The organism is Natronospira bacteriovora, from assembly GCF_030848495.1.
GTDB lineage: Bacteria > Pseudomonadota > Gammaproteobacteria > Natronospirales > Natronospiraceae > Natronospira > Natronospira bacteriovora.
In genome coordinates this window covers 14,738-28,181 of record NZ_JAVDDT010000006.1, presented here as the reverse complement: position 1 = coordinate 28,181, position 13,444 = coordinate 14,738, and the positions used below count along the sequence as shown (strand labels likewise).

Below are 13,444 nucleotides of genomic sequence, written 5' to 3'. Positions count from 1 at the left end.
TCGCCTTGGCTTGTTAGTCAAAGGCGTATGCCCCAAACTGCCAAATTATACGCGATGTTGCCCTCCGGGCCGATGGCCCTGAACGTCCGATTGCCGGCGTTGGCGGCCGCCCCAGGCTGGGTGCCTGCCGAAATTCCCGGTATGATGAACGGCTGCTCTCCTCGACGCTATTTCTTGCCAATACCACTGGGCAATGTGACTGGAAAGACGGAACTGCCTCTATGCGAAACGTTTTTCTGATTGGTGCGATGAAATGTGGCACCAACACCCTTTACAAAGCGCTTGCCAAGCATGCTCACGTAGCGACGCCCAAGAAGAAAGAGCTCGACTACTTCCTGGAGCCGCATAACCGCAAGCCCTACGCCGATCTGTTCGAAATCGGCCCTGATACGCGGGTCTGCCTGGACGGAACCACCCAATATTCAAAGTACCCGGGTTTCAAGCATATCCCGCAGACACTGTTCGACTTCAACCCGGACTCCCGAATCATCTACATGATGCGTGATCCGGTAGAGAGGCTGGAGTCAAACGTTGCCCATGCTATCGCCCGCAAGGAGAATATAACGGTAGATGATTGGCGGGGGTCCGGAAAGCTCGGGAATATGCTCAGCTACAGCCGCTATTTCACGCAGATAGCCCCGTATATACAGCTATTTGGTCAGTCGCGGGTCTTTCTCGGTATTTTCGAAGAGTTTATCAATGATCAACCCGCATTCATTGAGCGTGTGTGTGACTTTCTTGATCTGGACAAGGGGCGCCTGGAAATTGAAGAGGTACATGCCAACCCCAGAAGAAAGGATGCAGGGGCGGATTCCCTTTCCTTTTCCAGGGACGATGATCGGCGTTTCGCCAGGGAACTGAAGGTCGACATCGATTGCCTGGAGCGTCATCTTGGAATTGATGCCAGTCGCTGGTGGAAGCGCTACCAGGAGGCCTTGTCCCATGAGTAAGGTCCATATCAAAGCCGATGATTTTCGCTTCAACAACGCCAAGAAATGGCTGCCCTTCCTGGATGCTTGCGCGGAAGAGGACGTGCCGGTCGCTGTCGGGGTCATAGCACGGAACCTTATCGAAAAAGGCATTTCGGGATCTGTGCGGAATCGCCTGAATATGGCGAATGTGGAAGTGTGGAATCATGGGGATAGACATTGGCGAGAGGAAGACAGTGCCGAGTTTCTGGGGCCCTCCGTTGAGGATCAGGTGAAGGCGATCAAGGCCTGCCAGAAAGCCTGCCGGAAGGTGATTGGTGTCAGGCCTAAATGGTTTGGGGCGCCGTTCAATCTCTATGATGCCAATACGATTGACGCCCTGAAGAAGTTTCCGGGCATCTCCGGTACGTATGATATTCCCTGGCATCCGGATATAAAGTCCCTGCCCAGTTATCTCAATATCACCTGTGATGTGCCTGATACCGATCGAAAATTCGGTCTGGACAGGGCAATGAAGCTCAGCCGTCCCTTCATCCGGCGCCGCCACCCGTTCATTGTTCAGATTCATCCGGGCAACCATTGGGAAGATGATTGTATCGACCGCTTTAGAACGTATGTGAAATGGATGAAGGCTTCTGGTTACGAGTTTGTCTTCGCGGACAAATTGATGCCCTGATTTCGGGCTTCGCGGGTAATTTCCACGGAAAAACAGCATGTGGCGCGGGGAATGGCGCTGCTATTGATGGTAGTCGAGAGGCAATGTTTTTTGAGTCGTGATCTGAGTGCCTTGAAGTCCCGAACGTGACAGCTTCTACCCCCACGACGGATCGCGCAAGTAAACTTGGTGCTCGGCACATTTCTTGTAGGAGTCAGGGATGCGAATTCTGTCGGTCTTCGGTACGAGGCCGGAGGCGATCAAGATGGCGCCTGTGGTCCGTGTGCTTGCCGAACGGGCCGGGGTCGAATCCCGCGTCTGCGTAACCGGGCAGCATCGCACCATGCTGGATCAGGTGCTGTCGCTGATGAACATCACGCCGGATCTGGATCTGGGCATCATGCGCAAGGATCAGGATCTGACCGACATCACCACGGCGGTGCTGGTGGGCCTGCGGGACGTGCTGGCCGAGGTGAAGCCGGATCGGGTGCTGGTGCATGGGGATACCACCACCACGCTGGCCGCTACGCTGGCGGCCTATTATGCGCGGGTGCCGGTGGCGCATGTGGAGGCCGGTCTGCGTACCGGGGATATTTTTTCCCCCTGGCCGGAGGAGGCCAACCGCAAAGTCACCTCCGCCATGGCAGACATGCACTTTACCCCCACCGAAGGCGCCAGAAAGGCCCTGCTGGCCGAGGGCATCGCCCCGGATCAGGTGCATGTCACCGGCAATACGGTAGTGGATGCCCTGGTTCAGATTCGCGATTCCATTGCCGCCGATGAAGCGCTGGGAGCGGAACTGGCCGCCGGTTTCGATTTTCTCGATCCTGACCGTCGCCTTCTTCTGGTGACCGGCCATCGCCGCGAGAATCTCGGCAATGGTTTCGAAAACATCTGCCGGGCCATCGCCTCCCTGGCCGAACGCCCTGATCTCCAGATCGTGTATCCGGTCCACCTCAACCCCCAGGTGGCCGGGCCTGTTCACAGGCATCTGGGAGATTTGCCCAACGTCCACCTCATCGAGCCCCAGGGGTATCTCCCCTTCGTCTATCTCATGTCCCGTGCCCATCTGATCCTGACCGATTCCGGCGGCATCCAGGAAGAAGCCCCCACCCTGGGCAAGCCGGTGCTGGTGATGCGCGAACGTACCGAGCGTCCGGAGGCCATCGAGGCGGGCACGGTGGCGTTGGTCGGTACCGATACGAAGCGGATCGTGAGCGAGGTGGAACGCTTGCTGGGTGATCAGGGGGCCTATGAGGCGATGGCGAGGGCACATAACCCTTATGGGGATGGGAAGGCGGCGGAGAGGATTGTTGACGTTTTGTTACGAGTGAGGCGTAAGGGGTAAGGCGTGAGGTGAAAGGCGGGAAGGCAGTGGGGCAACGAACTGTTTTCCCTAACGCCTAACGCCTCACTCGTCCAAAAAATGGGGGGAGAATCAAATGACACGCGCCCACCACAAACTACGTGCATGGCAGGAAGCGGTGACCCTGGTAAAACTGGTCTATCGTTTCACAGGGCAATTTCCAGCGGACGAGCGATACGGGCTCATGAGCCAGATGCGCCGGGCCGCCGTTTCGGTTCCCAGTAACATCAGTGAGGGAGCAGCGCGGGCAACATCGGCTGACATGGTTCGTTTCCTGGTTATGGCCAGGGGATCGCTCGCGGAATTGGAGACTCAGGTTATCATTGCCAACGAGCTTGGTTTTAGCCGGCCTGATGCCGAGCTGACTGACCAGCTTGATACGGTTTTTTCCCTTCTCGGCGGATTAATAAGGCAGAAGCAGGATGTCCTCTAAGTCCTCAGTCCTCAGTCCTCAGTCCTCCAAACCCACCCGGGTTTGCGTAATGGGCTTGGGCTATATCGGTCTGCCGACGGCGGCGGTGATGGCTTCGCGGGGGCTTGAGGTCGTTGGGGTGGATATTGTCGATTCGGTGGTGGATACCATCAATCGCGGGGAGATCCAGTTCGCCGAGCCGGATCTGGATATTGTGGTGCGGAGTGTGGTTCAGGCCGGGCGGTTGCGGTGTTTTGTCGAGCCGCAGCCGGCCGATGTGTTCATCATTGCCGTGCCTACGCCGCTGGGTGAGGCGCGTCAGCCGGATCTCAGCCATGTGGAAGCGGCGGCACGGAGCCTGGCGCCTTTGCTGGAGGCCGGCAATACGGTGATCCTGGAATCCACCTGTCCGGTGGGCACCACGGAGCAGTTGTGTGCCTGGCTGGGCGAGGAACGTCCGGATCTCAGTTTTCCGCACAAGGCCGGGCAGGAAGCCGATATCCGGGTGGCGCACTGCCCGGAACGGGTGCTGCCGGGGCGGGTCTTGCAGGAGCTGGTGGGCAATGACCGCATCATCGGGGGCATGACCAGCCGCTGCGCCGATGCCGCCTGCGATCTGTATCGGCGCTTCGTGCGCGGCGAACTTGTTCGCACGAATGTGCGCACGGCGGAGATGTGCAAGCTGGCCGAGAATGCCTATCGGGATGTGAACATTGCCTTCGCCAATGAGCTTTCCCTGGTCTGCGAGCAGCACGGCATTGATCCCTGGGAGTTGATTGAGCTCGCCAACCGTCATCCGCGCGTGGATATCCTGCAGCCGGGGGTTGGCGTCGGGGGGCATTGTATTGCCGTGGACCCCTGGTTTCTGATTGCTTCGGCCCCGGAGCTCGCCCGCCTGATGACAACAGCGCGCGAGGTGAATGAATACAAGCCTGTCTTCGTGGCTCAACAGGTGATGCAGGCCTTGCCCGACGGTGAGGTGACCGTTGCCTGTCTCGGCCTGGCCTTCAAGCCCAATGTGGAAGACCTTCGTTCCAGCCCCGCAGTACAGGTGGTCCAGTTGCTGGCCGAGCACTCGCGGTTGACGGTGCTGGCGGTGGAGCCTCATGTGAATGCCCTGCCCCCGGAGCTTGCCGACTGCAGCAATGTGAGACTGGTTAGCCTTGATGACGCCCTGGAGCAGGCCGATCTTAGTGTGGCCCTGGTGGCGCATACGGCACTGCAGGAAGACCTCAACGGTCGGCGGCTGGATCTGGCGCGCATGATTGATGTGGTGAATCTGCTGGGGCTCAACGGCATGGCCCGATCCTGACGGGGCATGGGTCAAGCTGGAGCACATCATGGTGAGTGATGAACAGCGTGACATGAACCGGAAGGGTGCGGCCGGGCCGACCGTCCTCTTCTTCAACATCAATGGCTCCGGCCTGGGTCACATGAATCGTTGTCTGGCCTATGCCCGCCGTATGAAAGATCGGGCCCGGCCGGTGTTCTTTTCCCTCAGTTCGGCCATGGAAATGATCCATGACATGGGCTTTGAGGGGGATTATTTCGTTTCTCCCTTCTGGTCGCTGGCCGAATCCAATGCCTGGAATCAGGAGCTGGCGTTTCGCTTCGGGCTCATGCTGGAACAGGTTCAGCCGGATACGGTGGTCTTTGATGGCACCTGGCCCTTTCAGGGCTTTCTCACCGCCTGCCGTGCCCATGGTGTGCGGCGGATGGTGTGGTCCAACCGTGGTCTGCACAAGGCAGACATGGAGCCGGTGCCGGTGGACGAAGGCCTCTTTGATCTGGTGATCGAGCCGGGCGAGCTGGGTGATGGCTTTGCCGAACTGAACCACAGTGGTGCCGGGCGCAAGGTGCGGGTGCCACCGGTGACCTTGCTGGATGATGAGGAGTTGCTTGACCGGGAATCCGCCCGGAAACATCTGGAGCTTGAGCCGGAGAAGCGCTATGCCCTCTTTTCCCTCGGGCCTGGCAACCTCAAGGATGTCAGTGATATTGGGCTGGGCCTGATCGACACCTTCCTGGACAAGGGCATACAGCCGGTCTGGGCACGGGCGCCGATTTCGATCCGTGATATTGCCCTGCCCGAGGGAGTGATGTCCGTTTCCCTTTACCCGTTGCTGCGTTACCTGCATGCCTTCGATTACCTGGTGGCGGCAGCGGGCTACAACAGCAGCTGTGAAGTGGTGCAGTCAGGCGTGCCGGCCTTGCTGGTGCCGAACCGGGAGCTGGTGGATGACCAGGCGCGCCGTGCGCACATGGTGGCAGCCCATTCCCGAGCCGTTGTTTCCGACTGCGAAACGCCGGATCAGCGCCGAGCGGCTGTCGACGATCTGCTTGCCTTGAGTGAGACCCCGGCGTCACCGCGCAAACTGTCCATGGACGGTGCGGGGATGGCCGCCCGGGAAATCCTGGCGCTCACGGGGGAGGGGAAGGAACCATGACGCTGACGGATGAAACCCTGGCCCTGCGGCTGGCTCTGGATGCGCTTGCGGAGGAGCACGATGAGGTGGCTTTCCGTGCCTATGCCTTGCCGCGCCGGCCCCGCCCGGCGGGTGTTTACTTTGCCCTGCGCGGGCTGGCGGGGAATCTCCTGCGCTTGACCGGTCTGTATCGTCCACCGCGCCCGGAGGAATTCTGGCGCGCCGAATTGAAGCATGGCAACGCCGCCGTCGATGCCGGGGTGCTGCTCATCTGGGCGGAAGGCATGGCGCGTGAGGAGCTGCACAGGGCCTGTGCGGGCTTTCGTAAGGTGCTGGCTTCGGTGCCGGATTGTGTGCCCGTGTTGGTGACGGATGTGGCGGATTTCGCCTGGTATTCACGCCTGGGCTGGCTGGTGGAGTACCTGCCTGACCTGGCCAACGCCGAATCGTCCGGGGACGGGGAGTCCTATCGCCTGCGCAAGAAACGCTATCTCGCCTGGCGTTATCGGAATGCCCTTGCCGTGCCCGCCAGTGCGGGCCTTGCCCCCGGGGCGGAATGTAAAGCCTTGCTGGATGATCAGACCTGACCCTCGGAGACGCATGATGAGCAAGGTCGGCGATGACCGGAACAAGCAGGGGCATGTCTGCATGCTGGTGCGTACCAGTGTGCTGCGCAATCCGCGGGTGGTGAAGCAGGCGGCCTCGCTGGTGCGGGCCGGCTGGCGGGTGACGGTGGTGAGTGCGGGGATGCCGGGGGAGAGCGCGCTTTACGAGCGGCATCCGGATGGCTTCGAGATTCGGCGTACCCGCCAGGGCTGGCTGGGGCGCTGGCGGCGTCGGCGGCAGGAGAAGCGCCGGGCCGGGGCGGGCCAGGGTGGTTCGGCCCCGGCGCCATACCGGCCCGGGCGTTCGCGCCTGATGATGGTGCTGCTGCGCCGCTTCATGATTCTGCTGCGCATGCTGCCGCTGCTGCGTCGGGCGCGGCCGGATATCGTGCTGGCGCACAATGTGAACACCCTGTTGACGGGTTGGCTGGGGGCGCGCCTGTGTGGCGCGCGCCTGGTGTATGACGCCCATGAAGTGAACCTGGACCGGGAAGGCTATTACCAGAAACTGCGTGGTCTGATCCGGGTGATCGAGGGCTGCGTGATGCCCCGCTGTGATCTCACCATCACAACCACGGCCATGCGGGCCCGTCACTTTCGCCGGGTCTATGGCCTGAAAGACGCGCCGCTGGTGTTCGCGAACTTCCCGCGCCGGGTGGTGGCGGAGGCGGGTGATCGCCTGCGCGAGCAGCTGGGGCTGGGGCCGGAGGCGGTGATTGCCCTCTACCAGGGCGGGCTGCAGGAAGGGCGGGGACTGCACAACATGGTGCGGGCCGTGGCCCGGGTGCCGGGGGTGGAACTGGTCTTCATGGGCGGCGGCGCCCAGCAGGCCTCATTGGCCGCGCTGGCCGATGAGCTGGGCGTGGCCAGGCGGGTGCATTTTCCCGGGGCGGTGCCGCTGGAGGAGCTGGCCGCCTACACCGCCTCGGCGGACATTGGCCTGCAGCTTTTGCGCAATACCTGCTTCAACCATTACAGCACCGATTCCAACAAGCTGTTCGAATACGCCCTCTCGGGCCTGCCGGTGATTGCCAGTGATTTTCCCGAGATCCGTCGTTACGTGCGCCGGCACGACTTCGGTTTGCTGGTGAACCCCCATGACGTGGACGCCATTGCCGGGGCCCTGTCGCATCTGGCCAGTGATGCCGGGCTGCGCCGGCGACTGGCGGCCAATGCCCGGGCGGCGGCCCCTTCGCTGACCTGGGAGGCGGTGGAGGACGATTACGTCGGCCAGCTGGCACGGTTGCTCTAGAGCCGGGCTGTGGGCGCTGGCGGGGCAGGGCCGCCGGAGCCTGCTAAACTGCTGCCGGTTTTTCATCCTCGTCGGGAGCAGGCATGAGCAGTGGGGAAAATCAGGGCGCGCGCCCCTTGGGTGAGCAATCGGCCGGGGGTGAGCAATCGGCCGGGGGTGAGCGATTGGCGGGGCGCGATGTGGTGATGGCGGTCTGGGGCAGCCTGCGTCACGATGCCCGCGTGGTGCGCTCGGCGGCGGAGCTTGCCCGCCGCGGTGCCCGGGTCACGGTGGTGGCGGCGAGCTGGGATCCGGAAGAAATCGGGCGCCATCGTCATCCGGAAGGCTTCGACGTGCTCACCATTCGCCGGCCCGAGCCCTGGGCCCTGCACAAGAACCGCCCCGGCCCGGTGGCCATTCTTTTGCGCGCCGTGCGCGTGCTGCCGGGCTTTTTGCGCTTTACCCGCGCCATCCGTTCCCTGCGCGCCGATGTCTATCACGCCCATGACATCCAGGCCCTGCCCTGGGTGTATTGCTCCGCCCGCGGCCGGCCGGTCATCTACGATGCCCACGAGATCACCACCGACCGCACCGGTTTTGGCCGCATGGGGCCGGTGGTGGGCCGCTTCGAGCGTTACTTCGCCCGCCGCGTGGCAAAGATGATCACCACCACCCGCCTGCGCGCCGAGCACTTCGCCCGCGTGCATGACATCCCCGAGCCGGTGGTGATCCAGAACCGCCCCCTGTACCGGGAAGTGAAGGCCGGTCGCCGCCTGCGCGAGGCCGTGGCCATTCCGGACGAGGCGGTGCTGTTTCTCTACCAGGGCGGGCTGCAGCCCCGACGTGGCCTGGAGATGATCATCGACCGGGTCCCGGAGGTGGAGGAGGCGCATTTCGCCTTCCTCGGCCCCGGCATCCTGCGCGAGACCCTGCGTGAACGTGCCCGGGCCCTGGGCGTGAGCGAGCGGGTGCATTTCCTCGACGCCGTGCCCTGGCAGGAACTGGCGGAGTGGACGGCCTCCGCGGATGTGGGCCTGCAGCTGCTGGAAAACGCCGGCCTGAACCATTACACCACCGACTCCAACAAGATCTTCGAATACGGCATGGCCGGCCTGCCGGTCATTGCCAGCGATTTCCCCGAAATCCGCAAGATCGTCACCGAAGCCGACTTCGGCCTCCTGGTGGACCCCGCCGACCCGACCGCCGTGCGTGATGCCATGATTCGCCTGCGCGACGATGCCGAGCTCAGGGCGCGTTTCGCGGCCTCGGCCCGGCGCAATGGGCGCTGGCTGTCGTGGGAGACGGAAGGGCCGAAGTTGGTGGGGTTGTATGGGGAAGTGCTGAGTTCTGAGTGCTGAGTGCTGAGTTCCGGGCGCTGGGTTTATCTTTGACGGGAGACGGCTGCTCGCAGGCCGCCTATGACTTTTGAGACTTCCAGGCTCATCTTGCTGAGCGCCTCAAACTCCGACTGTGTCAGGTAGCCGTTGTCCAGCGCCACGTAGAGCTGCGAACGGAGTTCCGCGCAAGAAGCTTTTGCGATAACGAGGAAACGATGGAAATCGCGGCTCGATCCGCGCTCAAATCCTTCCGCCAGATTCGACATGACAGAAACGGCCGCGCGCTGAATCTGGCCGCACAGCCCAAGATCACGCTCGAATTGCCCTCGACTGGTGTGCTGATAAATCGCCCGAGTCAACGCACGAGCCTTCTGCCAAGCAACCAGATCCTCAAACCGCCGCACCCCCCGACGCTCCCCCGTAAGCCCCCCAAACTCCAAAGCTACCCCACTCAGCACTCAGCACTCAGCACTCAGAACTCAGAACTCAGAACTCAGAACTCAGAACTCAGAACTCCTTCCCACCAACCCACCTGCCGGTTAGAATTGGCCCCGACGCGGGTGTAGTTCAATGGTAGAACATCAGCTTCCCAAGCTGAGAACGTGGGTTCGATTCCCATCACCCGCTCCAGTTTTTTTCCCGGCTGCGCTGGTGCGAGTGAGGCGTAAGGCGTGAGGAGTAACGAGTGAGGCGTAAGGCGTAAGGCGTGAGGTAAAAACCGGGCGCCTGTGGAGCCCAACGGCCGGCCGCAGGCCGGCCTGACACGCGCAAAGCGCGGAAGCCAAAGGCTTCGGCCCTTCCCTCACGCCTTACGCCTCACTCGTTCCCAAAACCCCGATCACCACTACACTCACGCCCACAACCCCCACTCCCCCACTCAGAACTCAGAACTCAGAACTCAGAACTCAGAACTCAGAACTCAGAACTCCCCCTCACACCCCATCGCCTCCAAACGCTAGAATGGATGCTTCCAACCCCCGGGCCAAGGAAGCCTTCACCATGCGCAAGCTAGCCATCGTTCTCGGTATTCTCCTTGCAGCTCTTCTGGCGCTGCTGGCCATCGCCGTGGTGGCGGTCAGTCTGCTGTTCGATCCCAATGATTATCGCGAGGACATCGAGCAGGCGGTGCGCGATGCCACCGGGCGCGAGCTTCGCATTGAGGAGGATCTTTCCCTGTCGGTCTTCCCCTGGCTGGGGGTGGAAACGGGCCGGGTGGTGCTGGGCAATGCGGAAGGGTTCGAGGGGGATTTCTTCCGCCTGGACGCGGCCGATGTTCGCCTGCGCCTGATTCCCCTGATTCGGGGTCGCCTGGAGGTGGCCGAGATTCGGGTGGATGGCTTGCAGCTGCATCTGGCGGTGAATGCCGATGGGGTGGGCAACTGGGAAGACCTGATTGTCGAGGTGGATGAGCCGGCCGAGGCACCGCCGGTGGAGGAGGGTGAGCTGGATCTGGCGGCGCTGGAGGCCATCACCGTTGGCGGCTTGCGGCTGTCGAATGCCGCCCTGAGCTGGCGGGATGAGACCACCGGCCTGCAGGCGGAGGCGAGCAACTGGGCCCTGCGCCTGGGGGAGATTCGCTGGGGTGATCCCCTCAATTTCGACACCGGCCTGGATTTTCGCCTCAATGAGCCGGCCATGAGCGGCCGCTTTGAGGGCGAGGGTCTGCTGCTGGCCGTGCTCAATGACGAGAATCGCATTTACCTGAATGACATGGCCTTCCGCCTGGACCTGGAAGGCGAGGATTTGCCGGACTCGCCCCTGGCCATGCGCCTGGGCTGGGACAGCCTGGTGATGGACATGGATGCGGATGGCCTGGCCCTTGAGGGTCTTGTGGGTCGCCTGGGCGACATGCCCTTCGGCGGTGAAGTAGTGGTGGCGCGCCTGTCCGAGGCGCCGGCGGTGGATTTCCGTCTGGCCTCCGGCGAGTTTCCGGCCACGGCACTGGCGCCCTTCCTGGACGATGCCGCCCCCGAAGGCCTGCGCCTGCAAGGGCTCGGGGAGCTGTCCTGGCGCCTGGCCGGGCAGCTGGACCTGGGCAGTGAAGAGCTGGTGCTGGGTGATGGCTGGCTGAATTTCGGCCATGGTCGGGTCGAGTTTCCCACCCGCATTACGGCCCTGGGCAGCGAGGAGCAGCGCATCCAGTCCACCTTGCGGCTGTCCGAATTTTCCCCCCGGGCGCTGCTGGAAGCCATCGGTCTGGCCGATGAGTTCCTGCCCGAAACCCGGGATCCGGATGTCCTTACCCGCTTTTCCCTGACCGCCGCCTTCGGCATGCAGGGTGAGTCCCTGAGCCTGGAAGACATGGACATCGTCCTGGATGACAGCCGCATCACCGGGCAGCTGCGCCTGCCCAGCCTGGAACCGCTGGCGCTGCGTTTCGATCTGGGTCTGGATGCCATCGACCTGGATCGCTACACCGCGCCGGACGAGGACGCCCCGGTGGTGGAGGGGGAGCCCCTGGATCTGGATGCCATCGAGATTCCCGTGGACGCCATCCGTGGCCAGGACGTGGACGGGCGCCTGCGCATTGACCGCCTGCAGCTGGCCGGCATGAATCTGGAATCGGTGGAAGCCGGGGTGCGCATCGCCGATGACCGCCTGCGCCTGGCACCCATTGATGCGCGCCTTTATGGCGGGCGCCAGAGCGGTGAGCTGCTCGTGGATGCCAGCGGGGATGAACCCGTGATTCGTTTCACCGAGCGTCTCAGCGACGTGCGCATTGCCGGCCTGCTGGGGGATCTGTTCAACATCGAGCAGCTCAGTGGCCTGGCCAATGTCCACATGGAGCTCAGCGGCCGTGGCCGTACCGTGGGCGAGCTGCGCCCCACCCTGAACGGCAACATGCGCCTGGCCTTTGATGAAGGCGCGGTGGAAGGCACTGACCTGGCGCACGAGTTCTCCCGCGCCACCCGCAGCCTGCGCGAGGATCGTTCCGTGCGCGAGGATCGCGGCCGCACACCCTTCTCGGCCCTGGGCCTGAGCGGCACGGTGGAAGAGGGCCGCCTGGTCAGCGAGGACTTTGCCCTGATTACCGAGGGTCTGATGCTGAGCGGCGGCGGCTGGCTGAGCCTGGTGGATCTGTCCATGGACTATCGTCTCGGCGCCCGCCTGCGCGGCGAGGCCGGGGCGGGCATGGGGGCCGACGATGGCCAGCTGCAGGGGCGGGAGCTGGCCCTGCGCATGACCGGCACGCCCCTGGCCCCGCGCTTTTCCTTCGACACGGACCGCCTGCTGCGTCAGCTGGCGGAGGAGCGCACCCGTGACACCCGCGAACGGGCCCGTGAGGAAGCCCGCGAGACCGAGGAAGAGCTGCGCCAGCGCCTGCGGGATATGCGGAGGCGTTGATGGCGGCCGGGGCGGCGAAGAAGGCGGCGGGTTCGGACCTGGCCCGCCGGGTGCTGGACTGGCATTACCGTCACGGGCGCCACGACCTGCCCTGGCAGCAGAACCCCACGCCCTACCGGGTGTGGGTGTCCGAGATCATGCTGCAGCAGACCCAGGTGACCACGGTCATTCCCTATTTCGAACGTTTCATGAAACGTTTTCCGGATGTGGTCGCCCTGGCGGATGCGCCGGTGGACGAGGTGCTGCATCTCTGGAGCGGGCTGGGCTATTACGCCCGGGCGCGCAATCTCCACAAGGCCGCCGGGGCGATCCGGGACGAGCACGGCGGCGAGCTGCCGGCGGACATCGACGCCCTCGAGGCCCTGCCGGGCATCGGCCGTTCCACCGCCGGAGCCATCCTCGCCCTGTCCCGCGGCCAGCGTCATCCCATACTCGACGGCAATGTGAAGCGGGTACTGGCCCGCTTTCATGCCGTGGACGGCTGGCCCGGCCGCACGGCGGTCTCGCGCCGTCTCTGGCAACTGGCCGAATGGCATCTGCCCGACGAGGAACTGCGCGCCTACACCCAGGGCATGATGGATCTGGGTGCCACCCTCTGCGCCCGCAGTCGTCCGTCTTGCGAGGCCTGCCCCTTGAATGCGGATTGCCTGGCCCGGGCCAGCGGTGAACCGGAACGCTGGCCGGGCAAGAAAGCGAAGAAGGAAAAACCCCTGCGCCACACCACCATGCTCATGCCGGTGGCCGAAGGCCAGGTGCTGCTGCAGCGCCGTCCACCCACCGGCATCTGGGGCGGCCTGTGGGGTTTTCCGGAAGTGCAGGGCGACCCCACTGATTGGTGCCGCCGCCAGCTTGGCGTGAAACCCAGCTACACCACCCCCTGGTCAGAGCTGCGGCATGTCTTCAGCCATTTCGAACTGGCCATCCGCCCCGTCCATGCCCAGTTGCCCACCTGCCCGGATCGGGTGGCCGACAGCGACAATCTGGCGTGGTTTCCCCTGGATGAGGTGCCAACGGTGGGTTTGGCGGCCCCGGTTAAGCGGTTGCTGGGGATGTTGGGTAGGAGCAAGTAGTAAGGAGCAAGGAGCAAGGAAAAAGCCGGCTCGGGAGTTTTCTGCTGTGGGAGAGGCTTTAGCCTCGA

At 63.2% G+C, this 13,444-nt stretch carries 12 protein-coding genes and 1 tRNA gene; 12 read left to right on the top strand and 1 reads right to left on the bottom strand.

Annotated elements, in window-relative coordinates; all coding sequences use genetic code 11:
• Positions 1-221: 221 nt before the first annotated feature.
• The 9 genes from RBH19_RS09610 to RBH19_RS09570 all read left to right on the top strand — a co-directional run bounded on the left by RBH19_RS09610 (position 222) and on the right by RBH19_RS09570 (position 8,982).
• Complete coding sequence (locus tag RBH19_RS09610; protein WP_306728632.1) at positions 222-950, top strand: sulfotransferase family protein; 729 nt, start codon at positions 222-224, stop codon at positions 948-950.
• Positions 943-1,605: a polysaccharide deacetylase family protein gene (locus RBH19_RS09605; RefSeq protein ID WP_306728631.1), complete on the top strand. Its 663-nt coding sequence runs from the start codon at positions 943-945 to the stop codon at positions 1,603-1,605. Before RBH19_RS09610 ends, RBH19_RS09605 begins: the two co-directional genes overlap by 8 nt.
• 199 nt (positions 1,606-1,804) lie before the next feature.
• On the top strand, positions 1,805-2,932 hold the full coding sequence (wecB, locus tag RBH19_RS09600; RefSeq protein WP_306728630.1) for a non-hydrolyzing UDP-N-acetylglucosamine 2-epimerase: 1,128 nt from the start codon (positions 1,805-1,807) through the stop codon (positions 2,930-2,932).
• Positions 2,933-3,026: 94 nt separating this feature from the next.
• On the top strand, positions 3,027-3,383 hold the full coding sequence (locus RBH19_RS09595) for a four helix bundle protein (RefSeq protein WP_306728629.1): 357 nt from the start codon (positions 3,027-3,029) through the stop codon (positions 3,381-3,383).
• Positions 3,373-4,674 carry a UDP-N-acetyl-D-mannosamine dehydrogenase gene (wecC, locus tag RBH19_RS09590; RefSeq protein WP_306728628.1) on the top strand — a complete coding sequence of 434 codons (1,302 nt, stop codon included), beginning with the start codon at positions 3,373-3,375 and terminating at the stop codon, positions 4,672-4,674. Before RBH19_RS09595 ends, wecC begins: the two co-directional genes overlap by 11 nt.
• Positions 4,675-4,702: 28 nt before the next feature.
• Positions 4,703-5,809, top strand: coding sequence for a hypothetical protein (locus RBH19_RS09585; RefSeq protein ID WP_306728627.1), 1,107 nt, complete (start codon positions 4,703-4,705; stop codon positions 5,807-5,809).
• Positions 5,806-6,375 (top strand): hypothetical protein, encoded by a 570-nt coding sequence (locus tag RBH19_RS09580; RefSeq protein WP_306728626.1) that lies wholly within the window; start codon positions 5,806-5,808, stop codon positions 6,373-6,375. Before RBH19_RS09585 ends, RBH19_RS09580 begins: the two co-directional genes overlap by 4 nt.
• Positions 6,376-6,391: 16 nt before the next feature.
• On the top strand, positions 6,392-7,645 hold the full coding sequence (locus RBH19_RS09575) for a glycosyltransferase (RefSeq protein ID WP_306728625.1): 1,254 nt from the start codon (positions 6,392-6,394) through the stop codon (positions 7,643-7,645).
• 83 nt (positions 7,646-7,728) lie between these two features.
• Complete coding sequence (locus RBH19_RS09570) at positions 7,729-8,982, top strand: glycosyltransferase family 4 protein (protein ID WP_306728624.1); 1,254 nt, start codon at positions 7,729-7,731, stop codon at positions 8,980-8,982.
• A gap of 23 nt (positions 8,983-9,005) precedes the next feature.
• On the opposite strand, the gene RBH19_RS09565 is transcribed toward RBH19_RS09570, so the two are convergent.
• Positions 9,006-9,365: a four helix bundle protein gene (locus tag RBH19_RS09565; protein WP_306728623.1), complete on the bottom strand. Its 360-nt coding sequence runs from the start codon at positions 9,363-9,365 to the stop codon at positions 9,006-9,008.
• 152 nt (positions 9,366-9,517) lie between these two features.
• On the opposite strand from RBH19_RS09565, the gene RBH19_RS09560 reads away from it, so the two are divergent.
• From RBH19_RS09560 to mutY, 3 genes are all read left to right on the top strand, one after another.
• A tRNA-Gly gene (locus RBH19_RS09560) sits at positions 9,518-9,591 on the top strand.
• 330 nt (positions 9,592-9,921) lie between these two features.
• Entirely contained in the window at positions 9,922-12,306 is a 2,385-nt protein-coding gene (locus RBH19_RS09555) for an AsmA family protein (RefSeq protein WP_445353974.1), read from the top strand.
• Entirely contained in the window at positions 12,306-13,376 is a 1,071-nt protein-coding gene (gene mutY, locus RBH19_RS09550) for an A/G-specific adenine glycosylase (protein WP_306728621.1), read from the top strand. The genes RBH19_RS09555 and mutY overlap by 1 nt, the downstream gene beginning before the upstream one ends.
• Positions 13,377-13,444 lie beyond the last annotated feature (68 nt).